This window comes from Streptomyces sp. STR69, assembly GCF_024519455.1.
Taxonomy (GTDB): domain Bacteria; phylum Actinomycetota; class Actinomycetes; order Streptomycetales; family Streptomycetaceae; genus Streptomyces.
Map to the genome: position 1 here is coordinate 472,774 of NZ_JALJRY010000001.1, position 26,365 is coordinate 499,138.

A 26,365-nucleotide genomic window follows, 5' to 3' on the forward strand; every position below is an offset into this window, starting at 1 on the left:
GCAGGCAGGGAGCCGTAATCCCGATGTCCGAGCCGGAAGCGCCTCAAGAGATCGACATCCACACCACCGCCGGGAAGATCGCGGATCTTCGGCGCCGCACCCAGGAGGCGACGCACGCGGGCTCGGAACGAGCGGTCGAAAAGCAGCACGCCAAGGGCAAGTTGACGGCCCGTGAGCGGATCGAGCTGCTCCTCGACGAGGACTCCTTCGTCGAGTTCGACGAGTTCACCCGGCACCGGTCCACGGACTTCGGCCTGGAGAAGAACCGCCCCTACGGCGACGGTGTCGTCTCCGGCTACGGCACGGTCGACGGCCGCCCCATCGCCGTGTTCTCCCAGGACTTCACGGTCTTCGGCGGCGCCCTGGGCGAGGTCTACGGCCAGAAGATCGTCAAGGTGATGGACTTCGCGCTGAAGACCGGCTGCCCGGTCATCGGCATCAACGACTCCGGCGGCGCCCGCATCCAGGAGGGCGTGGCCTCGCTCGGCGCGTACGGCGAGATCTTCCGCCGCAACACCCACGCGAGCGGTGTGATCCCGCAGATCTCCCTCGTCGTGGGCCCGTGCGCGGGCGGCGCCGTCTACTCCCCCGCGATCACCGACTTCACGGTGATGGTCGACCAGACCTCGCACATGTTCATCACCGGACCCGACGTCATCAAGACGGTCACCGGCGAGGACGTGGGCTTCGAGGAGCTGGGCGGCGCGCGCACCCACAACTCGGTCTCCGGCGTGGCCCATCACATGGCGGGCGACGAGAAGGACGCGATCGAGTACGTCAAGCAGCTGCTGTCGTACCTCCCGTCCAACAACCTCAGCGAACCCCCCGCGTTCCCCGAGGAGGCGGACCTCGCCGTCACGGACGAGGACCGCGAGCTGGACACCCTGGTCCCGGACAGCGCGAACCAGCCGTACGACATGCACACGGTGATCGAACACGTCCTGGACGACGCCGAGTTCTTCGAGACGCAGGCGCTGTTCGCGCCGAACATCCTCACCGGTTTCGGCCGGGTCGAGGGCCGCCCGGTAGGCATCGTCGCCAACCAGCCCATGCAGTTCGCGGGTTGCCTGGACATCGACGCGTCCGAGAAGGCGGCGCGCTTCGTCCGCACCTGCGACGCGTTCAACGTCCCGGTCCTCACCTTCGTCGACGTCCCCGGCTTCCTCCCGGGCGTCGACCAGGAGCACTACGGCATCATCCGCAGAGGCGCGAAGCTGATCTACGCGTACGCGGAGGCAACGGTCCCGCTGATCACGGTGATCACCCGCAAGGCCTTCGGCGGCGCCTACGACGTCATGGGCTCCAAGCACCTGGGTGCCGACCTCAACCTCGCCTGGCCGACCGCCCAGATCGCCGTCATGGGCGCGCAGGGCGCGGTCAACATCCTGCACCGCCGCACGCTCGCCGAGGCCGAGGCGGCCGGCGAGGACCTGGACGCGGTACGCGCCCGCCTCATCCAGGAGTACGAGGACACCCTCCTCAACCCCTACATCGCGGCCGAGCGCGGCTACATCGACGCGGTCGTCCTCCCCTCCGACACCCGCCGCCACGTGGTCCGGGGGCTGCGCCAACTCCGCACCAAGCGCGAGTCGTTGCCCCCGAAGAAGCACGGCAACATCCCCCTGTAGAGGAGCCGCTGTGACAATCAAGGTCGTAAGGGGCAACCCGACCCCGGAGGAGCTGGCCGCCGCCCTGGCGGTGGTCAGGGCCCGCGCCGCGGCGGCGACAACTCCGCCGGGCGCGCCAAGGCAACGGGACGCGTGGTCGGACCCGTCGAGGATCGCGGGCGCGAGGCTGCCCATCCCGGGCCCGAGCGCATGGACCCGCACATTCTGGCCGGGCTGAGCGGTCGTCTTTCCAGGGGCGCGGGGCTGTGTCGATTTGCGGCTCCGCCGCGTGGGCGCACAGAGGAACAATTCCGGGCAAGAATTTAAGTACCCGTACTCAGGCGCCGCGCCCCTGCCGAGCCGCACGCTGGTGGCATGTTGTGGTCCGACCCCGATGAGGAGCCTCCCGAGGAACTGCGGGAGATGCAGGTCATGTTGCGGCGGCTCGGCATACTCATGGCACTGGCGATGGTGCTGGCGATGATCGTGATCGGACTGTCGGGCTGAGGCGAGCGGCCGGGGCGCCGCCGATACCCTGGTCGCATGACAGATCAGCCGCGCCGCCGACTCGTGCTCGCCTCCCAGTCCCCCGCCCGGCTGGGACTCCTGCGGCAGGCGGGACTCGACCCCGAGGTGATCGTGAGCGGGGTCGACGAGGACGCCGTGAGCGCCCCCACCCCGGCCGACCTCGCCCTTGCCCTCGCCGAGGCGAAGGCTTCCGTCGTCGCCGCGAAGCCCGAGGTCAAGGGCGCGTTGGTGATCGGCTGCGACTCGGTGCTCGACCTGGACGGCGAGGCCCTGGGCAAGCCCGCCGACGCCGAGGAGGCCACCGCCCGCTGGAAGGCGATGCGCGGCCGGGCCGGCACACTCCAGACCGGCCACTGCGTCTACGACACGACGAGCGGCCGGTACGTGTCGGCGACCGCGTCCACCGTGGTCCGCTTCGGCGAGCCGACCGACACCGAGGTCGCCGCGTACGTCGCCTCGGGTGAACCCCTTTACGTCGCGGGGGCGTTCACTCTCGACGGTCGTTCGGCGCCGTTCATCGAGGGCATCGACGGCGACCACGGCAACGTGATCGGCATCAGCCTGCCGCTCGTTCGCCGACTGCTGGGTCAACTGGGCGTCGGCATCACGGAGTTGTGGACCCCGCGAGAGAAGTAGCGATCAGGAGGGGCTGGGGGCCGGCGGCGGGACGATCGGCGCCGGGTCCTTCTCGGGCTGCTCCGGGTCCTTGGGACCGTCCGGGCCGTCCGATGCCGGGGCCGCACCCGAGGGGCCCTCCAGGCGGTCGTAGGTCATCAGAAGCAGGATGACGAGGCCGAGCACCACCACCATGAACACGAACGCGGCCTTGTTCAGCACCATGGCCCACGCGAACGCGCCCAGCAGTCCGTGCACCACGGCCACGCTGATCAGCAGGATGCGGCCGAGGCCGGCCGGGGCCCGGTCGCGCACCGCCACCAGCAGGGCGACCACGGCGCACAGGAGGAAGTAGAGGCCGAAGACGACTCCGCCGATCTTCGAGGACACGGACATCGCGTCGGGGTCGATACCCGCCAGGGACATGTTCTGGCGGTCGGCGACGATCCCCAGGAACCAGTTCAGCGCGGCCACTCCGAAGGCCTCCACGAAGAGGACGACCGCCAAGATCCATGCCACCGGTCTGCGCACCACCGGCCCCCACCCACTTCCGTTCGAGACATCCCGAACGCTACTAACGGGTAAACCACGGGACAAGGGTTGTGGCAGGGGCAAAGAATCATTGGGCCATTCGTAGGGACTCCACAAAGAAACGGCGTGGCGCGCGGCACGCTCTCACAGAGACCTTGACCACACCGGAGGGCTAGGGTTTCCCGGAGGAGTCCTGCGTACCGAGGTGCGACAAGGGATTTCGCGGGTCGAGCGGGCCTCGTATCACGCTCCGTGTGGGCAAGCTCACCACAGGGGACGGGTCGATGCGCCGTGTCGGCAGTCCCTAAACTCGGCTTGTTTCAAGGAGGGAGCCTCAATCGTGCGCAAGGTGCTCATCGCCAATCGTGGCGAAATCGCTGTCCGCGTTGCCCGGGCCTGCCGGGATGCCGGGATCGCGAGCGTGGCCGTATACGCCGACCCGGACCGGGACGCTCTGCATGTCCGCGCCGCGGATGAGGCGTTCGCCCTGGGCGGTGACACACCGGCGAGCAGCTACCTGGACATCGGCAAGGTCCTGAACGCGGCCCGTGAGTCCGGTGCCGACGCCGTCCACCCCGGCTACGGCTTCCTGTCCGAGAACGCCGAGTTCGCGCAGGCGGTGCTCGACGCCGACCTGATCTGGATCGGCCCGCCGCCGCAGGCGATCCGGGACCTCGGTGACAAGGTCGCCGCCCGGCACATCGCCCAGCGTGCCGGTGCCCCGCTGGTGGCCGGCACGCCGGACCCGGTGTCGGGCTCGGACGAGGTCGTCGCGTTCGCCGAGCAGCACGGGCTGCCCATCGCGATCAAGGCCGCCTTCGGTGGCGGCGGTCGCGGTCTGAAGGTGGCCCGCACGCTCGAAGAGGTTCCCGAGCTGTACGACTCCGCGGTGCGCGAGGCGGTCGCCGCCTTCGGCCGCGGCGAGTGCTTCGTCGAGCGCTACCTCGACAAGCCCCGGCACGTGGAGACCCAGTGCCTGGCCGACAGCCACGGCAACGTGGTCGTCGTATCGACGCGTGACTGCTCCCTCCAGCGCCGGCACCAGAAGCTGGTCGAGGAGGCGCCCGCGCCCTTCCTGTCGGACGAGCAGGTCGCCGAGCTGTACTCGTCGTCCAAGGCGATCCTGAAGGAGGCCGGCTATGTCGGCGCCGGGACCGTCGAGTTCCTCGTCGGCCAGGACGGCACGATCTCCTTCCTCGAGGTCAACACCCGCCTCCAGGTGGAGCACCCGGTCACCGAGGAGGTCGCTGGCATCGACCTCGTCCGCGAGATGTTCCGCATCGCCGACGGCGAGGAACTCGGCTACGGCGACCCCGAACTGCGCGGCCATTCCTTCGAGTTCCGCATCAACGGCGAGGACCCGGGCCGCGGCTTCCTGCCCGCGCCCGGCACCGTCACCACGTTCGCGGCGCCGTCCGGCCCGGGTGTCCGCCTGGACGCCGGTGTCGAGTCGGGCAGCGTCATCGGCCCGGCGTGGGACTCGCTGCTGGCCAAGCTGATCGTCACCGGCGCGACCCGCGAGCAGGCGCTGCAGCGCGCCGCGCGGGCGCTGGAGGAGTTCCGGGTCGAGGGCATGGCCACCGCGATCCCCTTCCACCGCGCGGTCGTCAAGGACCCGGCGTTCGCCCCCGAACTCACCGGCTCCGCCGACCCGTTCACGGTCCACACCCGCTGGATCGAGACCGAGTTCGTCAACGACATCAAGCCCTTCGCGGCTCCCACGGACGCCGAGACCGACGAGGACAGCGACCGCGAGACGATCGTCGTCGAGGTCGGCGGCAAGCGCCTTGAGGTCTCCCTGCCGGTCTCGCTCGGCATGTCGCTGGCCCGCACCGGTCTCGCCGCCGGGGCCAAGCCCAAGCGCCGGGCGGCCAAGAAGTCCGGGCCCGTCGCCTCCGGTGACACCCTCGCCTCGCCGATGCAGGGCACGATCGTCAAGGTCGCGGTCGAGGAGGGCCAGGAGGTCAAGGAGGGCGACCTCATCGTCGTACTCGAAGCGATGAAGATGGAACAGCCGCTGAACGCGCACAAGTCCGGCACGGTCAAGGGCCTCGGCGCGGAGGTCGGTGCGTCCATCACGTCCGGCGCCGCGATCTGCGAGATCAAGGACTGATCCGGCAGTACGTCCAGGGTGCCCGGCCGACAGGAACAGCCTGTCCGCCGGGCACCTCTGTAATGTGACGGGACAGCGCCGTATCGCGCAGAGGAGGGCAGGTGGGACCCATGGCCGAGACAGCGAGACCGCCGGCGGGCCTGCGTGCCGACGCCCGCCGCAACTACGAGCGGCTGCTCGCCGAGGCCCGGGTGTCCTTCGCCGCGCACGGCACGGACGCGTCACTGGAGGACGTGGCCCGGCGCGCGGGCGTCGGCATCGGCACGCTGTACCGCCACTTCCCCAACCGGCAGTCCCTGATGAGCGCGGTCTTCGAGGACGCGGTGGGTGAACTCCTCGCGCGCTCAAGGGAGTTGCAGGACGCCCCGCAGCCGTGTGCGGCGCTGGTGACCTGGCTGCGGGAGATGGTGACCCACGCGAGCGAGTACCGGGGGCTGGCGCGGGCCCTGATGGCGGTGGCCCAGGACGACACGTCGGCGCTGGGCCGGTGCAGCGCGCCTATCCGGGATGCGGGGGGCGCGCTGCTCTCGCGAGCGCAGGACGCCGGTGACGTGCGCGGTGACGTCGAGATCGGTGACCTGCTTCAGCTGACGCATGCGATTGCGTTGGCGGCGGAGGGGAATCCTGGGGATCCTGAACTGGCGGACAGGTTGCTGACGTTGACGCTGCGGGGGTTGAAGCCGTAGCTCCGGTTCGGTTTTCGGGTGCGGCACCGTCGTGAAATGCCGGACCGGCTCAGGTGCATTTAAGGGGCGCGGGGAACTGCGCGACCAGCCCCCGCAGCCGAAAACCGCGCCCGATCAACGCCTGCGCAAATCCGCCACCCTGGCGGCGCGTTCCCGCTCCGGTGACTCCCCACCCAGTACGCCCGCCGAGCGCAGCCCCGGTACTTGACCCCGTCGCGGCGCCGGAAGGGGCACGTCCCGGCGGCGTTGTTCCCGCGTCGGGGCCTGATCACCCCCCTGGCCTCCCGCCGCGCCGGCCACGGCGATCTGCACCCCCTGATCGGCAAGGGCCTGCAACTCCGTGGCGGCGCGGTCGTCGTGGCCCGGGGGCTCGTCGGTGACGAGGCGGGTGATCACGTCCGTGGGCACGGTCTGGAACATGGTGTCCGTACCGAGCTTGGTGTGGTCGGCGAGGACGACGACCTCGGCCGCCGCCTGCACCAGGGCCCGGTCGACGGACGCCGAGAGCATGTTGGACGTGGAGAGGCCGCGCTCGGCGGTGAGCCCGCTTCCGGAGAGGAAGGCCCGGGAGACGCGCAGCCCCTGGAGGGACTGCTCGGCCCCGCTGCCCACCAGCGCGTAGTTGGAACCGCGCAGCGTGCCCCCGGTCATCACGACCTCCACGCGGTTGGCATGGGCCAACGCCTGGGCCACCAACAGGGAGTTGGTGACTACGGTCAGTCCGGGCACCCGGGCGAGCCGGCGGGCCAGCTCCTGGGTGGTGGTACCCGCCCCCACCACGATGGCCTCGCCCTCTTCGACGAAGCTCGCGGCGAGATCGGCGATAGCCGTCTTCTCGGCGGTCGCGAGATGCGATTTCTGCGGAAAGCCGGACTCCCGCGTAAACCCGCCCGGCAATACCGCACCGCCGTGCCGGCGGTCGAGGAGTCCTTCTGCCTCCAGTGCGCGCACGTCCCGCCGTACGGTCACTTCGGAGGTCTGGACGACGCGGGCGAGCTCACGGAGCGATACAGCCCCATTCGCTCGCACCATTTCGAGGATCAATTGGCGACGTTCTGCAGCGAACACGAAACTGACAGTAACCCCAACGACCGTCTGCTTTCAGCTGTTTGCGGTGAATAGCAGAAGTTGTTCGCACAGGGGGGCGAGAAGTGGTATAGGGGTTAGTCCCGGTGCCTATGCCGTACGAATGGGCGGCAACTCCCCGTGACCAGCGGGGAGTCGGTGCGGCCTCAGACTTCGCCCGTCGCCTTGCGGGTGTGCAGCTGTCGGGCCACCTCGGCGATCGAGCCCGAAAGGGACGGGTAGACGGTGAAGGCGTTCGCGATCTGTTCGACCGTCAGATTGTTGTCGACGGCGATCGAGATGGGGTGGATCAGTTCCGAGGCACGGGGCGCCACGACCACACCGCCGACGATGATCCCGGTGCCCGGGCGGCAGAAGATCTTGACGAAGCCGTCCCGGATGCCCTGCATCTTCGCGCGCGGGTTGCGGAGGAGGGGGAGCTTCACCACGCGGGCGTCGATCTTGCCGCCGTCGACGTCGGCCTGGCTGTAGCCGACCGTGGCGATCTCGGGGTCGGTGAAGACGTTCGAGGAGACCGTCTTCAGGTTGAGCGGGGCCACCGCGTCGCCGAGGAAGTGGTACATGGCGATACGGCCCTGCATCGCGGCCACCGAGGCGAGCGCGAAGATACCGGTCACGTCACCGGCCGCGTAGACGCCCGGAGCGGTCGTACGGGAGACCTTGTCGGTCCAGATGTGGCCCGAGTCGCGCAGCCTGACGCCCGCCTCCTCCAGGCCCATGCCCGCGGAGTTCGGGATGGCGCCGACGGCCATGAGGCAGTGGGAGCCGGTGATGACGCGGCCGTCGGCCAGGACGACCTCGACCTTGTCGCCGACGCGCTTGGCGGACTGGGCGCGGGAGCGGGCCATGACGTTCATGCCGCGGCGCCGGAAGACGTCTTCGAGTACGGCGGCGGCGTCCGGGTCCTCGCCGGGGAGGACGCGGTCGCGGGAGGAGACGAGGGTGACCTTGGAGCCGAGGGCCTGGTAGGCGCCGGCGAACTCGGCACCGGTGACACCGGAGCCGACCACGATCAGCTCTTCGGGGAGTTCGGTGAGGTCGTAGACCTGGGTCCAGTTGAGGATGCGCTCGCCGTCGGGGCGGGCGTCGTCCAGCTCTCGGGGGTGGCCGCCGGTCGCGATGAGGACCGCGTCCGCGACGAGGGTCTCCTCGGTGCCGTCGGCCGCCTTCACGATCACCTTGCGGGAACCGTCGATCGCCTGCATGCCGTCGAGCCGGCCCCGGCCGCGCATGACACGGGCGCCGGCCCGGGTCACGGACGCGGTGATGTCGTGCGACTGGGCGAGCGCCAGGCGCTTCACACGGCGGTTGACCTTGCCGAGGTCCACGCCGACGACCCTGGCGGCCTGCTCCAGCGGTGGAGTGTCGTCGGCGACGATGATGCCGAGTTCCTCGTACGACGAGTCGAAGGTGGTCATCACCTCGGCCGTCGCGATAAGGGTCTTCGACGGGACGCAGTCGGTCAGCACCGACGCCCCGCCCAGACCGTCGCAGTCGACGACGGTCACCTCCGCGCCGAGCTGCGCTGCCACCAGCGCCGCTTCATAGCCGCCGGGTCCGCCACCGATGATCACGATCCGAGTCACGTATCCCATTGTCCCGCACGCTTCAAGGTGCTTCCGCCCGGGTGCGGGCGCGGTGGGTGGTTCGCCGGTTCGTCATGGTGGGTCGGTGCCGCGTCGGGGGGGGTCCGTCCTCGGAACGGCGCGGAATCGGTGTCTCAAGAATGTGGCGGTGTTGACGCGCCAACCACTGCGGGCGGACACCCCCCGACACGTCACCTTCTCGCCGTACGCGGGTGGCGGGCCGGCCATGTGGTGCGCCGCGGTTCCGGATCCCGGGTCCCGGGTCCGCGGCGGGGGCGAACCGGTACCTGGGTGGCCCCGAGTACCCCCGGTTACGGGAGTGGCGGGTGTGTCCGCTGCCGTACTCTCGGAACATGTCGCTCTACGCCGCGTACGCCGGCAATCTCGACGCGCGGCTGATGACCCGCCGCGCCCCGCACTCACCGTTGCGCGCCACGGGCTGGCTGAACGGATGGCGGCTGACCTTCGGTGGTGAGCACATGGGCTGGGAGGGCGCGCTCGCGACGATCGTGGAGGCGCCGCGCTCCCAGGTCTTCGTCGCGCTGTACGAGATCGCGCCGCCCGACGAGGACTCCATGGACCGGTGGGAGGGCGTCGGCCTCGACGTCTATCGGCGTATGCGGGTTCGGGTGCACACTCTCGACGGGGAAGAACCCGCCTGGGTGTATGTCCTGAACGGGTACGAGGGGGGACTGCCGTCGGCTCGTTATCTTGGCGAGCTGGCCGATGCCGCGGAGTCGGCGGGCGCGCCGCACGACTATGTGATGGAGCTGCGGAAGCGGCCCTGCTGAGGGTTTCCCACACATAACGCCCGTCACAGGTCTCGTTGGAAACGACAAGACAACGATCGCAATCCCGTGAGCTCTGTCATCTACGCGCGTAGGCCCAGACCAGCTACCCTCAACCGCGTGAACGCATCTCTTCTTCCGGACGACATCCAGGGCGACCCCCACGCCGCCGCTGACGCCGCCGCCACGCTCCTGCGCGAACTGACGGGCGCCGAGACCCACGACGTCGCACTTGTGATGGGCTCCGGCTGGGGGCCGGCCGTCGACGCCCTCGGCGTACCCGAGGCCGACTTCCCCGTCACCGAGCTGCCCGGTTTCCCGCCGCCGGCCGTCGAGGGGCACGGCGGCCGGGTCCGCTCGTACGCGATCGGTGACAAGCGCGCGCTGGTCTTCCTCGGCCGCACCCACTACTACGAGGGGCGCGGTGTCGCCGCCGTCGCGCACGGGGTCCGTACCGCCGTCGCCGCCGGCTGCAAGACCATCGTGCTGACCAACGGCTGCGGGGGGTTGCGGGAGGGCATGCGCCCGGGGCAGCCCGTTCTGATCAGTGACCACATCAACCTCACGGCCGCCTCCCCGATCATCGGCGCGAACTTCGTCGACCTGACGGACCTGTACTCGCCCCGGCTGCGGGCGCTCTGCAAGGAGATCGACCCCGGTCTGGAGGAGGGTGTCTACGCCCAGTTCCCCGGCCCGCACTACGAGACTCCCGCCGAGATCCGCATGGCCCGGGTGATCGGCGCGGACCTGGTGGGCATGTCGACGGTGCTCGAAGCCATCGCGGCGCGTGAGGCGGGAGCGGAGGTACTGGGTATCTCCCTGGTGACGAACCTCGCCGCGGGGATGACGGGAGAACCCCTGAACCATGAAGAGGTGCTGCAGGCTGGGCGGGACAGCGCCACGCAGATGGGGTCGCTGTTGGCCCAGGTGCTCGGTCGGCTGTAGGCGCCGTCCCTGATCGGCCGAGAAGCTGACGTACACCACACCACGAGAGGTTGACCTGACGTGCACGACGACGATCTCATCGCGCGGGCCAAGACCTGGCTCGCCGAGGACCCCGACGCGGACACCCGCGAGGAGCTGGGGAAGCTCATCGACGCCGGGGACGTCACGGAACTCGCGGAGCGCTTCAGCGGCACCCTCCAGTTCGGCACCGCCGGCCTCCGCGGCGAACTCGGTGCCGGGCCCATGCGGATGAACCGCGCCGTCGTCATCCGTGCCGCCGCCGGACTCGCCGCGTACCTCAAGCACAACGGCCACACCGACGGAGTCGTCGTCATCGGCTACGACGCCCGGCACAAGTCCGCGGACTTCGCCCGCGACACCGCCGCCGTGATGACCGGCGCGGGACTCCGGGCGGCCGTACTGCCCCGCCCGCTCCCCACCCCCGTACTCGCCTTCGCCATAAGGCACTTGGGCGCGATCGCGGGCGTGGAGGTCACCGCCAGCCACAACCCGCCCCGGGACAACGGCTACAAGGTCTACCTCGGCGACGGCTCCCAGATCGTGCCCCCGGCCGACGCGGAGATCGCCGCCGAGATCGACGCGATCCACTCGCTGCACGACGTACCCCGGCCCGGCGACGGCTGGGAAACGCTCGACGACGGCGTCCTGGACGCCTACCTCGCCCGCACCGACGCCGTCCTCTCCCCCGGCTCCCCGCGCACCGCCCGGACCGTCTACACGGCGATGCACGGCGTCGGCAAGGACGTCCTGCTGGCCGCGTTCGCCCGGGCCGGGTTCCCCGAACCCGTGCTCGTCGCCGAACAGGCCGAGCCCGACCCGGACTTCCCGACCGTCGCGTTCCCCAACCCGGAGGAGCCGGGCGCGATGGACCTCGCCTTCGCCCGGGCCCGGGCCACGGACCCCGACCTGATCATCGCCAACGACCCGGACGCCGACCGCTGCGCCGCGGCCGTGAAAGACCGTACGCAGAACGGCGATTGGCGCATGCTCCGCGGCGACGAGGTCGGCTCCCTGCTCGCCGCGCACCTCGTGCGGCGCGGCGTCCAGGGCACCTTCGCCGAGTCGATCGTCTCCTCGTCCCTCCTCGGCCGTATCGCCGAGAAGGCGGGCCTGCCCTACGAGGAGACCCTCACCGGCTTCAAGTGGATCGCCCGGGTGGAGGGGCTTCGCTACGGCTATGAGGAAGCCCTCGGCTACTGCGTGGACCCGGACGGTGTGCGCGACAAGGACGGCATCACCGCCGCCCTGCTCATCACCGAGCTGGCGTCCGAGCTGAAGGAGGAGGGCCGCGATCTGCTCGACCTCCTCGACGATCTCGCCGTGACGCACGGTCTGCACGCCACCGACCAACTCTCCGTGCGCGTCGAGGACTTGACCGTCATCGCGGATGCCATGCGGCGACTGCGCGAGCAGCCGCCGACCGAGCTGGCCGGGCTGGCCGTCACCAGGGCCGAGGACCTGACCGAGGGCACGGACCTGCTCCCGCCCACGGACGGGCTGCGCTACACGCTCGGCGGGGCCCGCGTCATCGTCCGGCCCAGCGGCACCGAGCCCAAACTGAAGTGCTACCTGGAGGTCGTGGTTCCCGTGGCCGCGCACGCCGACCTCCCGGCGGCCCGCGCGCGGGCGGCCGAGACCCTCGCCACGATCAAGCGGGACCTGTCGGCGGCGGCCGGTATCTGAGCGGTCCATCGCCCCTTCACGGGGTTCAGTCCCGCACGGGGAAAGCGCTCACTCCACGCACAGCGGTCAGGACAGCCACCGGGTGACGAGCAACGCGATCCAGGCGATACCGAGGGCTGCGGCGAACGGCCACAGCGGGCGCCCGCGCTCCTTCTCGCCGCTCTCGCCCGTGGGGCGCAGGGCGGGGTCGGCGATCATCGCGGAGAGTTCGGCGGCGAGGGCGTCGTAGGGGTGGGTCAGGCCGCGTGCGCGTTGCAGCCGGGGCCAGCGGGGGGCGGCGACATCCCAGGAATCGCCGCCACGCCACCGGAGCTTCAGCTCGAAGGACTCCCTGCGGGCCGAGCGGAGATCGTCCCAGGGGATGTGACGCGGCCGGCGCAGACCGTTGAGCCAGATGCCGGTGCGGTCGGCGGTGATGCGCCAGCGCAGTTTCACGGGGACCCGGAGTGCGCCCATCAGACCGACGAGGAGCAACAGGCTCCGGTGCCAGAGGCTGTTGTCGATCCCGACCAGGAAGAACCACACGGACCACTGCACCAACAGGAAGGTCGCCAGCCAGTCCACCGGCCCGGCCCGCCAGCGCCGTACCGGCGCGGGCGTCGCCGTCCGCGCGGCCTCGACCAGTTGCTCGTGCTCCGCGTCGGCCCGCGCCGCCCGGACCGCCGCGCGCTTCTCCCGGGCGAGCCGCCACCGCACACCGTGCTCCGACAGCGGCCGTACGGGCCCCGTCGACCACTCGGTCACCGGCGGCTCGCCCGGCTTCGGGGCGGCGCTGACGAGCAGGATCTCGGCACCGTCGTAGGGCGTGCCGTAGAGGACGGCCTCGCACAGGGGGCCGCGATCGTCGCTCGCGGCCCCGTCGAGGAGTTCCTCGTCCTCGTCGTCCTCGTCGTCCGCGTCCTCCGCGTTGTCGTCGCGCAGTTCCGTCACGGCGACCGTGAACAACGGCCGGAGCGCCGCCGTGTCGTCCGCCGCGAAAACCACGGCGTCCTCGTGATCGTCCTTGCGGACCAGGACGCGCAGCACCGGCGCGGGTGCCCTGCGCAGCGTGACGGCCCGCCGTCGGCCGAGGACTCCGGAGAGCAGCACGGTGAGCGCCAGTCCGGTCAGGAACAGGCCTGCCCCAGCCGCTCCTTGGCGGTTCTCCGCCCCGCGCCACAGACCGGAGGTGGAGAGCAGCACGATCCCGGGTACGGCCACGACGGCACCGAATCCGACGAGGAGCCGACCCCGCCGCACCGGTGCGTCCGCGCCCGGCAGCACCGCCGTGACCCCGTCGGCCGCCGCCAAGGCGCTCTTCCGCTGCCGGGCACGCGCGCGTGCCCGCAACTCGACGGCCGTCACAGAGGCGACGAGCAGCAGTGCGGCGCACACCGGCGCCGGCCACGGCACCCCGCTCACCCCGACCGCCAGTACCACGACCACGACCGGGACGGAAAACCGTACGACCTCGGGCCGCCACAGCCCCCAGACGACCTGCAGCGGCAGCAGCGCGATCAGATACGGGGGCAGGTCCGTCAGAGTCAGCAGGCAGAAGGCGACGATCAGGGCGAACATCGCCGCCTGCTCGACCAGCCACATCCGCGGCCGGACCGGCACCCACCACGGCACCTCCGCCCGGGCCCACGCCCGCGTCCGCTCCTCGTCCCAGGCGACGCAGCCGTCGGGTATCACGGACGGGGGCAGCGGCAGTGGTTCCCGAAGGTACGTGTTCATGGCGTCCCAGAGACTCGGACCACGGGCGTGGTCGGCGTGGCTCGGCTTCGCCTCCGGGTGGGGGACCGCCGTCGCGGCCGAGTTCGGGTCGAATGATGACCCGGAAAACTGTGAACGCGGGCGGGTGCCGGTCCGGTCAACCGGTCACCGGCAGCAGCACGGCTCCGGTCAGCCCGTCGCCAGCAGGATCGCCAGGACCACGGCACCGGCTAGCGCCGGGGCGATCACCTCGTACGCCCAGCGCACCGTGACCTCGCCCTGCGACGACTCCGCCTGCTCCCGGTTCTCCAGCAGTTCTCTCAGGTCGCTCATGATCTGGTCGGACTCCGCCCGCGTGGGCTCGCCGGCCCCGGAGCCTCCCCCCAGGCCCCCGCCCAGGCCCCCGCCGAGTCCCCCGAACCCGCCGCCGAACCCGCCGCCGAGGCCCCCGGCCCTGCCGCCCCGGCCGGCCCGCCCGCCGCCGGCCGCCTCCGCCGCGGACCGTGCCTCGCGCCGCGCCGCCCGCTTGCGGCCGCGCAGCGAGACCGGGATCGCCCACAGCTGGAACTTGGTGCCGGACTTGGCGACGACCTCGTTCGAGAGCCCGGACCGCAGCGCGGCCACCTCGCCCCACGGCACCACGATCAGCCGGAAGGGGTTGCGCACGCGCAGCCGGTCCTCGTTGGCGTACACCGCCGGGCGGAAGGTGAAGGCCACCACCAGCGGCACCACGAGAATCAGCCCCGCGAGCGCCAGCCACGGGGTGCGGCCGTGCCCGCGCACAAGGGCGTCGATGCCGAGCCACAGTCCGATGCCGAGCAGCAGTACACCGCCGATGATGCCCATGGGCGACCGGTAGATACGGTCCCTGGACACGGGTACCGGGGGCTGCGGCGCGGAGGGCTCGTGGTGCGGGGTCGTCATGGTGCCGATTGTGCCTCAGGGGTTCGCCCAGTCGCCGTTGGGGACCCGTTGCGTTCGCGACTGCGGGTGCGTGGTGGCTGGTCGCGCCCACGCGGCGGAGCCGCACATGAATACAGCCCCGCGCCCCTTTGGGGCGCTTATCTGTCCGGGGTGTACAGCCGCTACGCGCGTAGATATGCTCGTCTGGTGACCATGCCCACCACTGCACCTTCCCCCACTGCCAAAAGCGTGGGAGGGACCCCCACACACGCACTCGGCGAGGTAACGGCTTCCGACAGCACGCTGCGCCGTTTCCTCCACGGGCTGCCCGGCGTCGACGCGGTCGGCCTGGAGGCGCGCGCCGCCTCGCTCGGGACCCGTTCCATCAAGACCACCGCGAAGGCGTACGCCATCGACCTCGCCATCTCGATGGTCGACCTGACGACGCTGGAAGGCGCGGACACCCCCGGCAAGGTCCGGGCGCTCGGCGCCAAGGCGGTCCGCCCCGACCCGACCGACCGGACGAGCCCCTCGACCGCGGCCGTCTGTGTCTATCCCGACATGGTGGCCGTCGCCAAGGAGGCCGTCGCCGGTTCCTCCGTGAAGGTCGCCTCCGTCGCCACCGCGTTCCCGGCCGGCCGTGCCGCGCTCGCCGTGAAGCTGGCCGACGTGCGCGACGCGGTCGCCGCGGGCGCCGACGAGATCGACATGGTCATCGACCGCGGGGCGTTCCTCGCGGGCCACTACATGAAGGTGTACGACGAGATCGTCGCCGTGAAGGAGGCCTCGGGCGCCGCCCGTCTGAAGGTCATCTTCGAGACCGGCGAGCTGTCGACGTACGACAACATCCGCCGCGCGAGCTGGCTCGGCATGCTGGCCGGCGCGGACTTCATCAAGACGTCGACGGGCAAGGTCGCCGTCAACGCGACGCCCGCGAACACCCTGTTGATGCTGGAGGCGGTGCGCGACTTCCGTGCCCAGACCGGCATCCAGGTCGGGGTGAAGCCCGCGGGCGGTATCCGTACCTCCAAGGACGCGGTCAAGTTCCTGGTCATCGTCAACGAGACGGCGGGCGAGGACTGGCTCGACAACCACTGGTTCCGCTTCGGCGCGTCCTCGCTCCTGAACGACCTGCTGATGCAGCGTCAGAAGCTGGCCACCGGCCGCTACTCCGGCCCCGACTACGTGACGGTGGACTGACCCATGACCGTTTTCGAATACGCACCGGCGCCCGAATCCCGCTCCGTTGTCGACATCGCGCCCTCCTACGGCCTGTTCATCGACGGCGAGTTCACCGAGGCGGCCGACGGCAAGGTCTTCAAGACCGTGTCCCCGTCCACCGAAGAGGTCCTCTCCGAGATCGCCCAGGCGGGCGAGGCGGACGTCGACCGCGCGGTGCGGGCCGCCCGCAAGGCCTTCGAGAAGTGGTCGGCACTGCCCGGCTCCGAGCGCGCCAAGTACCTGTTCCGTATCGCCCGGATCATCCAGGAGCGCAGCCGCGAACTGGCCGTCCTGGAAACCCTGGACAACGGCAAGCCCATCAAGGAGACGAGGGACGCCGACCTCCCCCTGGTCGCCGCGCACTTCTTCTACTACGCGGGCTGGGCCGACAAGCTGGACCACGCGGGCTTCGGTGCGAACCCGCGGCCCCTCGGTGTCGCGGGCCAGGTCATCCCCTGGAACTTCCCCCTCCTGATGCTGGCATGGAAGATCGCCCCGGCCCTCGCGACCGGCAACACGGTGGTGTTGAAACCGGCGGAGACGACCCCTCTGTCCGCCCTCTTCTTCGCGGACATCTGCCGCCAGGCGGGCCTCCCCAAGGGTGTCGTCAACATCCTTCCGGGATACGGCGATTCGGGCGCCGCGCTGGTCGCGCACCCGGACGTCGACAAGGTCGCGTTCACCGGTTCCACGGCGGTCGGCAAGGCCATCGCCCGCCAGGTGGCCGGCACGACCAAGAAGGTCACCCTCGAACTCGGCGGCAAGGGCGCGAACATCGTCTTCGACGACGCCCCCATCGACCAGGCCGTGGAGGGGATCGTCACGGGGATCTTCTTCAACCAGGGCCAGGTCTGCTGCGCGGGCAGCCGCCTGCTCGTCCAGGAGTCCATCCAGGACGAGCTGTTGGACTCCCTGAAGCGGCGCCTCTCCACCCTCCGCCTCGGCGACCCGCTCGACAAGAACACCGACATCGGCGCGATCAACTCCGCCGAGCAGCTCGCGCGGATCACCACCCTCGTGGAACAGGGCGAGGCGGAGGGCGCCGAGCGCTGGTCCCCGTCCTGCGAACTCCCGTCCTCCGGCTACTGGTTCGCCCCGACGCTCTTCACGAACGTCACCCAGGCGCACACCATCGCCCGCGACGAGATCTTCGGCCCGGTGCTGTCCGTACTGACCTTCCGCACCCCCGAGGAGGCGGTCGCGAAGGCCAACAACAGCCAGTACGGCCTGTCGGCAGGCATCTGGACGGAGAAGGGCTCCCGCATCCTCGCGGTCGCGAGCAAGCTGCGCGCGGGCGTCATCTGGTCCAACACGTTCAACAAGTTCGACCCGGCCTCGCCGTTCGGCGGCTACAAGGAGTCGGGCTTCGGCCGCGAGGGCGGTCGCCACGGCCTGGAGGCATACCTCGATGTCTGATCGCCTGTCTGTCTTCAAGACCTACAAGCTGTACGTCGGCGGGAAGTTCCCGCGTTCCGAGAGCGGCCGGGTGTACGAGGTGACCGACTCCAAGGGCAAGTGGCTGGCCAACGCCCCCCAGGGGAGCCGTAAGGACGCCCGGGACGCGGTCGTGGCGGCGCGCAAGGCGTTCGGCGGCTGGTCCGGTGCTCCGGCGTACAACCGGGGCCAGATCCTTTACCGCATCGCCGAGATGCTGGAGGGCCGCAAGGACCAGTTCGTGCGCGAAGTGGCGGACGCGGAGGGCCTGTCGAAGTCCAAGGCCGCCGCTGTCGTCGACGCGGCGATCGACCGCTGGGTCTGGTACGCGGGCTGGACCGACAAGATCGCCCAGGTGGTCGGCGGTGCGAACCCGGTGGCGGGCCCGTACTTCAACCTCTCCTCGCCCGAGCCGACGGGAGTGGTCACCGTCCTGGCACCCCAGGAGTCGTCGTTCCTGGGCCTGATCTCGGTGGTCGCCCCCGTGATCGCGACCGGCAACACGGTCATCGTCATCGCGAGCGAGAAGTCCCCGCTCCCCGCACTGTCGTTGGGCGAGGTCCTGGCCACCTCCGACCTGCCCGGCGGTGTCGTCAACGTCCTCTCCGGCAGGACGGCGGAGATCGCGGCCCCCCTCGCCGCCCACCAGGACGTCAACGCGATCGACCTCGCGGGCGCGGACGCCGTACTGGCGAAGGAGTTGGAGATCGCTGCGGCCGACAACCTGAAGCGGGTTCTCCGTCCACAGCCTGTGGATTACAACGAGACTCCGGGCATCGACCGCCTGACAGCCTTCCTGGAGACGAAGACGGTCTGGCACCCCACGGGTTCACTGGGAGCAGGCGGCTCCTCCTACTGAGCGGCCGAAGGCCCGCTCTTCAGAGGCGCGGGGAACTGCGCGACCAGCCACGACGGACGCGCACCCGGCAACGAGACCGCAGTTCCCCGACCGCCCCCGCAACTCAACCCCCGAGCAGCCCCGTGACCTGCCCCACCACCGGCATGCTCCCGATCGACTGAGCCTCAGCCACCGGCCCCGTCAACGCCTGTGAGGCCAACGGCTGAAAGTCGGCGAGCTGGGTCGCAACCCCGTTGTCGAGCGGATCAACACCCGTCCCCGCGAGCGGATTCGGCTTGAGACCCGCAACCGGCCCGGTGACATACCCGACGGTGCCGGTGAGCGCGCCAAGACCCGCCGCGGGGTCGATCTTGCCCAGAGACGTGGGCCGCGTCCGCATCACGTCGACGACCGGCGCGGTGTCCGCGGAGGCCGTCGCCGCGCCCGCGCCCAGGGCCACTCCGGCGGTCGCGAGGGCGACCAGGGCGCGCTGGGCGGTCGGATGCTGGGGGGACGTGTGTCGTGCCATTGCTGGTGCCACCTTCTGGTGCGCAGGGTAATCAGGTCAGCACGAAGGGTAGTTGACGTGTGATGCGCGTTCCAATGGCGACCCGCGGGGTCGGCAGGACGTACGGAATACGTCAAACTGGTGTCCCGTGAGCATCCTTTCCCCGTCACCGGCCCGTGTCGTGCTGCTGTGCGGCCCCTCGGGTTCCGGCAAGTCCCTCGTCTCGGCCCGCTCCGGTCTTCCCGTGCTGCGGCTCGACGACTTCTACAAGGAGGGCGACGACCCGACGCTGCCACTCGTGGCGGGGAGTTCGGACATCGACTGGGACCACCCCGACTCCTGGGACGCGGAGGTCGCGGTCGCCGCGATCGTCGAGCTGTGCCGCACGGGTCGTACGGATGTGCCGGTCTACGACATCTCGCTGAGCGCCCGTACGGGCACGGAGGCGGTCGATGTGGGCCGGACCCCGTTGTTCATAGCGGAGGGCATCTTCGCCGCCGAGGTGATCACCCGGTGCCGGGAGCTGGGTGTCCTCGCGGACGCGCTGTGCCTGAGCCGGGGTCCGGTGCGGACGTTCCGGCGGCGTTTTCTGCGGGATCTCAGGGAGGGCCGCAAGTCCGTGCCGTTCCTGTTGCGGCGCGGCTGGCGGCTGATGCGCCTTGAGCGGTCGATCGTGGCCCGGCAGACGACGCTCGGCGCGTACGCCTGCGACAAGGACGAGGCGCTGGGCAGGCTGGCCTCGGCGGCGGTGGGCCGGCGCCCGGCCGCGGCCCCCACGCCCACCAGCTGACGGCGCACACGAAAGAGCGGGACTGGACGGACCCCCCGGCCCTCCAGTCCCGCTCTCCCTGTTTCCCCCGTGGTACTTCCCCCGTGATCCCCCCAGGACCCCGTCGGCACCCCCCAGCGCCGATCCCCCGTGGTCCCCTTGGTGCTCCCCCGTTACCTACTTCCCCCCGACCCTCAGGCGACGAGCTCCCCGAAGGCGTCCTCCTCGTCACGGCCGAAGCTGAGGACCTCGTCCTCGCGCATGCGGCGGAGCGACCGCCAGATGCTGGACTTCACCGTGCCGACACTGATGTCGAGGATCTCCGCGATCTCCGGGTCCGTGCGGCCCTCGTAGTAGCGGAGGACCAGCATGGTGCGCTGGAGTTCGGGCAGCCGGGCCAGCGCCTGCCACAGGACCGCGCGCAGTTCGGTGCCGCGCATCGCGTCCGTGTCGCCGGGCGTCTCCGGCAGTTCCTCGGTCGGGTACTCGTTCAGCTTGCGGCGGCGCCACGCGCTGATGTGCAGGTTCGTCATGGTGCGGCGGAGGTAGCCCCCGACCGCGGCCTTGTCACTGATCCGGTCCCACGCCTTGTACGTCGAGAACAGCGCGCTCTGCAGCAGGTCCTCGGCCTCGAAGCGGTCGCCGGTCAGGTGGTAGGCGGTCGCGTACAGGGAGGCGCGGCGCTCCTGGACGTAGGCGGTGAACTCCGCCTCCGACAGCGAACGACGCTCCCCCGTGTCCTCCCTGTACCCGCTTCCCCCGTGCGCTTCCCCCGTGTGCGCGTCAACCACCGTCATGTAACCGGTGTGCTGACGCCCGGCACCGCGAACGCACCCCCGCCCGCTCACGGCACCGGACTTCTCGGAACCCCGGGTGACGTCGTGCAGACGCGTGATGACTGCGTTGTTGCTGGTGCTGTGCAGCGTGCTCATCTCGCGCCCCCCGTAGTGGACTTGCCCGGTGTTCGGATCTTCCGGCTCGGTTCCTCGTGGTTCCTTGCCTGTGACGAAAATCCTGCCGGGGTCACTTCATGGACGTGTCCGCCGACTGTCACAGACCTGTCACAGGGGTGGGTCTCTGCGGCCGTCCTCAGAAAACGGACAGTCCGGTCACAGAGAGGAGCGCTACGGGCGCGTACCCGTGCAGGTGTCGAAACACCGCCCCCACATGGGCCAGAATGAGGCCCGTGCCTTCCCTGTTGCTGATCGAGGACGACGACGCCATCCGGACGGCCCTGGAGCTCTCGCTGACGCGCCAGGGACACCGGGTAGCCACCGCTGCCAGCGGCGAGGACGGTCTGAAGCTGTTGCGCGAGCAGCGGCCGGACCTGATCGTGCTGGATGTGATGCTGCCCGGCATCGACGGTTTCGAGGTGTGCCGGCGCATCCGGCGCACGGACCAGCTGCCGATCATTCTGCTCACCGCGCGCAGCGACGACATCGACATCGTCGTCGGCCTGGAGTCCGGTGCCGACGACTACGTGGTCAAACCCGTGCAGGGTCGGGTGCTGGACGCCCGCATCCGGGCCGTGCTGCGGCGCGGCGAGCGGGAGGCCAATGACGCGGCCTCGTTCGGTTCGCTGGTCATCGACCGGGCCGCGATGACCGTCACGAAGAACGGCGAGGACCTCCAACTCACGCCCACCGAGCTGCGGTTGCTCCTCGAACTGAGCCGACGGCCCGGACAGGCCCTGTCCCGGCAGCAGTTGCTGCGCCTGGTGTGGGAGCACGACTACCTCGGCGACTCGCGGCTGGTGGACGCGTGTGTCCAGCGGCTGCGCGCCAAGGTCGAGGACGTGCCCTCGTCCCCGACGCTCATCCGTACCGTGCGCGGCGTCGGTTACCGCCTGGACTCGCCTCAGTGACCGACGCACCAGGGGGGATCCGCGGCTGGCGCCCGGGTCGTAAGGGAGTCCTGTGGCGGCTGCGGTTCACCAGTCTGCGCCTGCGGCTGGTGGTCGTGTTCGGTCTGGTCGCGCTGACCGCCGCCGTGTCCGCGTCCGGCATCGCCTACTGGCTCAACCGCGAGGCCGTCCTCACCCGCGCCCAGGACGCGGTGCTGCGCGACTTCCGGCAGGAGATGCAGAACCACGCCGGCACCCTGCCCGTGCACCCCACGCAGGACGAACTGATGCGCACCGCGGGCCAGATGGCCAACAGCAGCCAGCGCTTCAGCGTCCTGCTCGTCGCCGAGGACTCCGACGCCAAGACGGTCTACGGCAACTCCGGCGGCCTGAACGGGTTTTCGCTGGAGGACGTGCCCAAGTCGCTGCGCACGGCGGTGAACAAGCAGCAGTCGGTGACCGACGGCAACAAGGAGCCGTACCACCTGTACTGGCAGCGGGTCACCGAGCACGGCACACCGTTCCTGGTGGCCGGTACCCGGATGATCGGCGGCGGGCCGACCGGCTACATGCTCAAGTCGCTTGAGCCGGAAGCGAAGGATCTGAACTCCCTGGCCTGGTCGTTGGGGATCGCCACCGGGCTCGCGCTGATCGGTTCCGCGCTGCTCGCGCAGGCCGCCGCGACGACCGTCCTCAAGCCCGTGCACCGGCTCGGCATCGCCGCCCGCCGGCTCGGCGAGGGCAAGCTCGACACCCGACTGCGGGTGTCCGGGACGGATGAACTCGCCGAGCTGTCAAGGACGTTCAACCAGACCGCCGAGGCGCTGGAGAAGCGGGTCGCGGACATGGCCGCCCGCGACGACGCCTCGCGCCGTTTCGTCGCCGACATGTCCCACGAGCTGCGCACCCCGCTGACCGCCATCACCGCCGTGGTGGAGGTCCTGGAGGAGGAACTCGACGCCGAGACCGGCAGCGTGGACCCGATGATCGAGCCCGCCGTACGGCTCGTCGTCAGCGAGACCAAGCGGCTCGGCGACCTCGTCGAGAACCTGATGGAGGTCACCCGCTTCGACGCGGGCACCGCCCGGCTCGTCCTCGACGACGTCGACCTCGCCGACCAGATCACCGCCTGCATCGACGCCCGCGCCTGGCTGGACGCCGTGGACCTGGACGCCGAGCGTGGCATCCACTCCCGGCTCGACCCGCGCCGCCTCGACGTCATCCTCGCCAACCTCATCGGCAACGCCCTCAAGCACGGTGGCTCACCGGTCCGGGTTTCCGTCCGCCTTGAGGACGACGACCTCGTCATCGCGGTCCGCGACCACGGTCCCGGCATCCCCGAGGACGTCCTGCCGCATGTCTTCGACCGCTTCTACAAGGCGAGCGCCTCCCGCCCCCGCTCCGAGGGCAGCGGCCTCGGCCTCTCCATCGCCCTGGAGAACGCCCACATCCACGGCGGCGACATCACCGCCGCCAACTCCCCCGACAGCGGCGCGGTGTTCACCCTGCGGCTGCCACGAGACGCCTCCGCGCTCATGGAGGAGACCGACAAGGGCGAGGTCGAAGGGGACAGCTCGAAGGGGAACCCCTCATGAAGGCACGCCGGTTGATGGCACTCCCGCTGCTCGGGCTGTTGCTCGCCGGGTGCGGGATCCGGGCCACGGAGGTGCCGACCGACTTCGGGCCCGCGCCCTCGATGGTGCCCTGCACGCTCACCGAGCCGGACGTGTCGGCGCAGGCCACGCGCGGGGTGCCCGTGCAGGTGTTCCTGCTGTGCGGGTCGTCGCTGGTGACCGTCGACCGGACCGTACAGGTGCCGGACGGCACCGCGGACGTGCAGCGGCGCGTGATCGTGGCGCAGGGGCTGCTGGACCAGCTCGCGCAGTCGCCGTCGCCGGGCGAGAAGGACGCCCGGTACACGACCGACGTGCGGGGCGGCATGACGGTCAGCGGGCCGCGCGCCAAGGACCCCAAGGACGCGCTGCGGCTGAGCAATTCACCGGCCGACCTGACGTCGTACGCGCTCGCCCAGATCGTCTGTACGTTCTCCGACTCGGCCGCGGCCGAGGGCGACGGCTCCGTCATCCTCGGCGGCCCGGACGACGCCCCGCTGCGCCGCTACGAATGCACGGACGACGTCCGCTCCGCCCCCGGCACGAAGGCTCCGCCCTCCAGTGAGGTCACGGGCGGCTGAAAGCGCCCCCGAGGTGAACGAGCCAGAAAGAAGGGGTGTGGCGGAAGCCTCACCTTGGTGCTTGGGCCCTACCCGGAACCGATCGTGCCGGAGGGGGCGTCTAGTGGGGCGTGCAGCGTCAAGGCTCCATCGGCGGCAGTGCCGCGATTCGCGTCCGTGTGACAGGAGGTGTCCTCCTCGTCGCACATCTCGTGCTCGTCGCCTGGGTCACGCTGCGCCCGCGGGACGTCCCCTGGGTGATGCCACCGAACCTGCACCCGCTGGCCAGCATCCGGGCCGATCTGACGCTGGGCTGGCCGGAGGCGACGAAGCGGATCGGTGAGGGCCTCGCCCTGCTGGCCCCGCTGGGCGTCCTGCTCCCCATGGTGAGTGGCCGGCTCCATGTCTCCCCGCTCGCGTCCCTGATCCGTACGGTCGCCGCCGGTGCCCTGATCTCCCTGGGCATCGAACTGCTCCAGACCGGCGTGCCGGGCCAGGTCGTGGACGTCGACTCGCTCCTCATGAACACGGTGGGCGTGGCCCTCGCCCACGTCGCGATCGTCCCCGCCGCCCGCGCCTGGCTCCGCCGCAGGACCGAGAGCCCCCTTCCCGCGCCCCTCCTCCAGGAGGAAGCGACTCAGGGACGGACCCCGACGATTCCCAGGGTCGGCATCGCACCGTAGAGCGACGCCGGGCGGGTACCCGGCTCGTAGCGTTGATGTCAGATGAGGCAGCCGCAGGGGAGGCCTCGGAGAGACGCTCGCGAAGGAGCCCATGATGACCGCCATTGCCCGCCCCACCCAAGGCCGCATGATCGGCGGAGTGTGCGCAGCGCTGGCGCGGCGCTTCGGAACCTCCGCGACCACGATGCGGGTGATCTTCCTGCTCTCGTGCCTGCTGCCCGGGCCGCAGTTCGTGCTCTACATCGCGCTGTGGATCCTGTTCCCGTCCGAGGACAAGGTGCGCACCGAGGCCTGGTGAACAACCCACAACGACCCGGCGCGCGTACGCCGATGGGGCGCACCCCTCGTCCAGGGGGCGCCCCATCGGCGCGTTCAGGGGTGGCCTCAGCCCAGCGGGACGCCGTTCAGCGGCAGGCCGTGCGTGGGCAGGCCCGTCTGCGACAGCGGGAGGCCGCCCAGCAGGCCGGCGACGGGCGCGGTCGGGCCGTCGGAGAGGACCTTCTCGGCGGCCGGCTGCACGGCGGACAGACCACCGGCGAGCGCGGGCTGCGCCTGGCTCAGCGCCTCGCCGGCACCCGGCAGCGCCTTGGTGACGTTCTCCGCGGGCAGCGTGTGGGTCACGGTGCCCAGTACCTGGGTGGTGTCCGGGACCGCCGGAGCCGCGCTCGCGGCACCCGCGCCTACGGCGGCGAAGGCGGCACCGAGGGCGGCGACACCGAGGGTCTTGGCAGCAGACTGCTTCATGGTGAATGCGTCCTTGAATGGGATGACGGGGATGTGAGCGGTCCAAGACCGTAAACACGCGAAGGCATCCGCCGCAAACATCGAAATGCGGACGGATTGTGAACGCCCGCCCGCATCTCATGTGTCCCGTTCGACCCCTGTCAGCCCTCTTCGGGCACAGAACCGCTGGTCGAGGCGGTCTGCCGGAACAGCCATTCGGATTTCAGCTCGGCATATCCCGGCTTGATCACGTCATTGATCATCGCAAGTCGTTCATCGAAAGGAATGAATGCTGACTTCATAGCATTGACGGAGAACCATTGCATGTCGTCGAGCGAATAACCGAACGCCTCGACAAGGTGCTCGAATTCACTGCTCATGCTGGTGTGGGACATCAGTCGGTTGTCGGTGTTGACCGTGGCCCGGAAGTGGAGCCGGCGCAGCAGCCCGATGGGGTGCTCGGCGTAGGAGTCGGCGGCGCCGGTCTGGAGGTTGGAGCTGGGGCAGAGTTCCAGCGGGATGCGCTTGTCCCGGACGTAGGAGGCGAGTCGGCCGAGCTCGACCGAACCGTCCTCCTTGACCTGGATGTCGTCGATGATGCGCACGCCGTGCCCGAGCCGGTCGGCGCCGCACCACTGCAACGCCTGCCAGATGGACGGCAGCCCGAAGGCCTCGCCGGCGTGGATGGTGAAGTGGTTGTTCTCGCGCTTGAGGTACTCGAAGGCGTCGAGGTGGCGGGTGGGCGGGAACCCGGCCTCCGCGCCCGCGATGTCGAAGCCGACGACGCCCAGGTCGCGGTAGCGGTTGGCGAGTTCGGCGATCTCGAGGGCGCGGGCGGCGTGCCGCATGGCGGTGAGGAGCGCCCCGACGCGGATCCGGCGGCCGTTCTCCCGGGCCAGCGACTCCCCTTGCCGGAAGCCCTCGTTGACGGCCTCGACGACCTCTTCGAGGCTGAGCCCGCCGTCGAGGTGCTGCTCGGGCGCGTACCGCACCTCGGCGTATACGACACCGTCCTCGGCGAGGTCCTCGGCGCATTCGCGGGCGACCCGGATCAGCGCGTCCCGGGTCTGCATCACGGCGACGGTGTGCGAGAAGGTCTCCAAGTACCGTTCCAGGGAACCGGAGTCGGCGGCTTCGGCGAACCACACGCCGAGTTTGTCCGGGTCGGTCTCGGGGAGCCCGGTGTATCCGGCGTCCCGCGCGAGTTCGACGATCGTCCCCGGGCGGAGGCCGCCGTCGAGATGGTCGTGCAGCAGAACCTTCGGCGCCCGGCGGATCTGGTCCGGCGTCGGGGTGTTCGGGGTGCTCTGGCTCGTCATTTCCGCACTCTAACTCCTACGCGCGTAGATCACCTGTTGTACGAATCCGTCGATACGTAACGGTGAC

The 26,365-nt window shown here is 70.4% G+C and carries 27 protein-coding genes; 18 read left to right on the forward strand and 9 right to left on the reverse strand.

Features of this window, described 5'->3' with window-relative positions; translation table 11 throughout:
- The first annotated feature begins 23 nt into the window (after positions 1–23).
- The 4 genes from OC490_RS02220 to OC490_RS02235 all read left to right on the forward strand — a co-directional run bounded on the left by OC490_RS02220 (position 24) and on the right by OC490_RS02235 (position 2,771).
- Positions 24–1,628, forward strand: a complete 1,605-nt coding sequence (locus OC490_RS02220; protein ID WP_262056018.1) for an acyl-CoA carboxylase subunit beta — start codon at positions 24–26, stop codon at positions 1,626–1,628.
- 10 nt (positions 1,629–1,638) lie between these two features.
- Complete coding sequence (locus OC490_RS02225) at positions 1,639–1,845, forward strand: acyl-CoA carboxylase subunit epsilon (RefSeq protein ID WP_262056019.1); 207 nt, start codon at positions 1,639–1,641, stop codon at positions 1,843–1,845.
- A 137-nt stretch (positions 1,846–1,982) separates the two neighbouring features.
- A complete protein-coding gene (gene mmpB / locus OC490_RS02230; RefSeq protein ID WP_262056020.1) occupies positions 1,983–2,114 on the forward strand; it encodes a morphogenic membrane protein MmpB in 132 nt (43 codons plus the stop codon).
- A 36-nt stretch (positions 2,115–2,150) separates the two neighbouring features.
- Positions 2,151–2,771, forward strand: coding sequence for a Maf family protein (locus OC490_RS02235; RefSeq protein ID WP_262056021.1), 621 nt, complete (start codon positions 2,151–2,153; stop codon positions 2,769–2,771).
- 3 nt (positions 2,772–2,774) lie between these two features.
- Here the strand turns inward: OC490_RS02235 and OC490_RS02240 are convergent, their stop codons facing one another.
- The gene (locus OC490_RS02240) at positions 2,775–3,269 is read right to left on the reverse strand and encodes a hypothetical protein (RefSeq protein WP_262056022.1); all 495 of its coding nucleotides are present in this window, start codon (positions 3,267–3,269) and stop codon (positions 2,775–2,777) included.
- 352 nt (positions 3,270–3,621) lie between these two features.
- On the opposite strand from OC490_RS02240, the gene OC490_RS02245 reads away from it, so the two are divergent.
- Positions 3,622–5,394 carry an acetyl/propionyl/methylcrotonyl-CoA carboxylase subunit alpha gene (locus OC490_RS02245; RefSeq protein WP_262056023.1) on the forward strand — a complete coding sequence of 591 codons (1,773 nt, stop codon included), beginning with the start codon at positions 3,622–3,624 and terminating at the stop codon, positions 5,392–5,394.
- A 110-nt stretch (positions 5,395–5,504) separates the two neighbouring features.
- Positions 5,505–6,080: a TetR/AcrR family transcriptional regulator gene (locus OC490_RS02250; protein ID WP_262056024.1), complete on the forward strand. Its 576-nt coding sequence runs from the start codon at positions 5,505–5,507 to the stop codon at positions 6,078–6,080.
- Positions 6,081–6,194: 114 nt separating this feature from the next.
- Here OC490_RS02250 and OC490_RS02255 read toward each other — a convergent pair whose 3' ends face one another.
- Both OC490_RS02255 and OC490_RS02260 read right to left on the reverse strand, forming a co-directional pair.
- Positions 6,195–7,148, reverse strand: a complete 954-nt coding sequence (locus tag OC490_RS02255; RefSeq protein WP_262056025.1) for a DeoR/GlpR family DNA-binding transcription regulator — start codon at positions 7,146–7,148, stop codon at positions 6,195–6,197.
- Between the two features lie 164 nt (positions 7,149–7,312).
- Complete coding sequence (locus tag OC490_RS02260; protein ID WP_262056026.1) at positions 7,313–8,761, reverse strand: NAD(P)H-quinone dehydrogenase; 1,449 nt, start codon at positions 8,759–8,761, stop codon at positions 7,313–7,315.
- A 344-nt stretch (positions 8,762–9,105) separates the two neighbouring features.
- Between OC490_RS02260 and OC490_RS02265 the strand changes: the two genes are divergently transcribed.
- The 3 genes from OC490_RS02265 to OC490_RS02275 all read left to right on the forward strand — a co-directional run bounded on the left by OC490_RS02265 (position 9,106) and on the right by OC490_RS02275 (position 12,189).
- Complete coding sequence (locus OC490_RS02265) at positions 9,106–9,543, forward strand: gamma-glutamylcyclotransferase (RefSeq protein ID WP_019066947.1); 438 nt, start codon at positions 9,106–9,108, stop codon at positions 9,541–9,543.
- Between the two features lie 117 nt (positions 9,544–9,660).
- Positions 9,661–10,485, forward strand: a complete 825-nt coding sequence (locus tag OC490_RS02270) for a purine-nucleoside phosphorylase (protein ID WP_262056027.1) — start codon at positions 9,661–9,663, stop codon at positions 10,483–10,485.
- A gap of 60 nt (positions 10,486–10,545) precedes the next feature.
- Positions 10,546–12,189, forward strand: a complete 1,644-nt coding sequence (locus OC490_RS02275) for a phospho-sugar mutase (protein WP_262056028.1) — start codon at positions 10,546–10,548, stop codon at positions 12,187–12,189.
- A gap of 66 nt (positions 12,190–12,255) precedes the next feature.
- Here the strand turns inward: OC490_RS02275 and OC490_RS02280 are convergent, their stop codons facing one another.
- Complete coding sequence (locus OC490_RS02280) at positions 12,256–13,905, reverse strand: hypothetical protein (protein ID WP_262056029.1); 1,650 nt, start codon at positions 13,903–13,905, stop codon at positions 12,256–12,258.
- Between the two features lie 168 nt (positions 13,906–14,073).
- Positions 14,074–14,808 (reverse strand): PH domain-containing protein, encoded by a 735-nt coding sequence (locus tag OC490_RS02285; protein ID WP_262056030.1) that lies wholly within the window; start codon positions 14,806–14,808, stop codon positions 14,074–14,076.
- Between the two features lie 192 nt (positions 14,809–15,000).
- On the opposite strand from OC490_RS02285, the gene deoC reads away from it, so the two are divergent.
- The 3 genes from deoC to OC490_RS02300 are packed head-to-tail and all read left to right on the forward strand — an operon-like array spanning position 15,001 to position 18,301.
- Positions 15,001–15,987, forward strand: a complete 987-nt coding sequence (gene deoC, locus OC490_RS02290) for a deoxyribose-phosphate aldolase (protein ID WP_262056302.1) — start codon at positions 15,001–15,003, stop codon at positions 15,985–15,987.
- Between the two features lie 3 nt (positions 15,988–15,990).
- The gene (locus tag OC490_RS02295; RefSeq protein ID WP_262056031.1) at positions 15,991–17,424 is read left to right on the forward strand and encodes an aldehyde dehydrogenase family protein; all 1,434 of its coding nucleotides are present in this window, start codon (positions 15,991–15,993) and stop codon (positions 17,422–17,424) included.
- The gene (locus OC490_RS02300; protein WP_262056032.1) at positions 17,417–18,301 is read left to right on the forward strand and encodes an aldehyde dehydrogenase family protein; all 885 of its coding nucleotides are present in this window, start codon (positions 17,417–17,419) and stop codon (positions 18,299–18,301) included. Before OC490_RS02295 ends, OC490_RS02300 begins: the two co-directional genes overlap by 8 nt.
- Before the next feature lie 103 nt (positions 18,302–18,404).
- Here OC490_RS02300 and OC490_RS02305 read toward each other — a convergent pair whose 3' ends face one another.
- The gene (locus OC490_RS02305) at positions 18,405–18,809 is read right to left on the reverse strand and encodes a hypothetical protein (protein ID WP_262056033.1); all 405 of its coding nucleotides are present in this window, start codon (positions 18,807–18,809) and stop codon (positions 18,405–18,407) included.
- A 127-nt stretch (positions 18,810–18,936) separates the two neighbouring features.
- Here OC490_RS02305 and OC490_RS02310 point away from each other — a divergent pair, with 127 nt between their 5' ends.
- A complete protein-coding gene (locus OC490_RS02310; RefSeq protein ID WP_262056034.1) occupies positions 18,937–19,578 on the forward strand; it encodes a uridine kinase in 642 nt (213 codons plus the stop codon).
- A 173-nt stretch (positions 19,579–19,751) separates the two neighbouring features.
- Here the strand turns inward: OC490_RS02310 and OC490_RS02315 are convergent, their stop codons facing one another.
- A complete protein-coding gene (locus OC490_RS02315; RefSeq protein WP_019066937.1) occupies positions 19,752–20,489 on the reverse strand; it encodes a SigE family RNA polymerase sigma factor in 738 nt (245 codons plus the stop codon).
- Between the two features lie 254 nt (positions 20,490–20,743).
- On the opposite strand from OC490_RS02315, the gene afsQ1 reads away from it, so the two are divergent.
- The 5 genes from afsQ1 to OC490_RS02340 all read left to right on the forward strand — a co-directional run bounded on the left by afsQ1 (position 20,744) and on the right by OC490_RS02340 (position 24,554).
- Entirely contained in the window at positions 20,744–21,421 is a 678-nt protein-coding gene (afsQ1, locus tag OC490_RS02320; RefSeq protein WP_019066936.1) for a two-component system response regulator AfsQ1, read from the forward strand.
- Positions 21,418–22,995 (forward strand): ATP-binding protein, encoded by a 1,578-nt coding sequence (locus OC490_RS02325; protein ID WP_410098489.1) that lies wholly within the window; start codon positions 21,418–21,420, stop codon positions 22,993–22,995. The genes afsQ1 and OC490_RS02325 overlap by 4 nt, the downstream gene beginning before the upstream one ends.
- Positions 22,992–23,594 carry a hypothetical protein gene (locus OC490_RS02330; RefSeq protein WP_262056035.1) on the forward strand — a complete coding sequence of 201 codons (603 nt, stop codon included), beginning with the start codon at positions 22,992–22,994 and terminating at the stop codon, positions 23,592–23,594. Before OC490_RS02325 ends, OC490_RS02330 begins: the two co-directional genes overlap by 4 nt.
- A 110-nt stretch (positions 23,595–23,704) precedes the next feature.
- Complete coding sequence (locus tag OC490_RS02335; protein ID WP_262056036.1) at positions 23,705–24,256, forward strand: VanZ family protein; 552 nt, start codon at positions 23,705–23,707, stop codon at positions 24,254–24,256.
- A gap of 94 nt (positions 24,257–24,350) precedes the next feature.
- The gene (locus OC490_RS02340) at positions 24,351–24,554 is read left to right on the forward strand and encodes a PspC domain-containing protein (RefSeq protein WP_262056304.1); all 204 of its coding nucleotides are present in this window, start codon (positions 24,351–24,353) and stop codon (positions 24,552–24,554) included.
- 86 nt (positions 24,555–24,640) lie between these two features.
- Here the strand turns inward: OC490_RS02340 and OC490_RS02345 are convergent, their stop codons facing one another.
- Entirely contained in the window at positions 24,641–25,000 is a 360-nt protein-coding gene (locus OC490_RS02345; protein ID WP_262056037.1) for an ATP-binding protein, read from the reverse strand.
- A 140-nt stretch (positions 25,001–25,140) separates the two neighbouring features.
- Positions 25,141–26,298: an adenosine deaminase gene (locus OC490_RS02350; RefSeq protein WP_262056038.1), complete on the reverse strand. Its 1,158-nt coding sequence runs from the start codon at positions 26,296–26,298 to the stop codon at positions 25,141–25,143.
- Positions 26,299–26,365 lie beyond the last annotated feature (67 nt).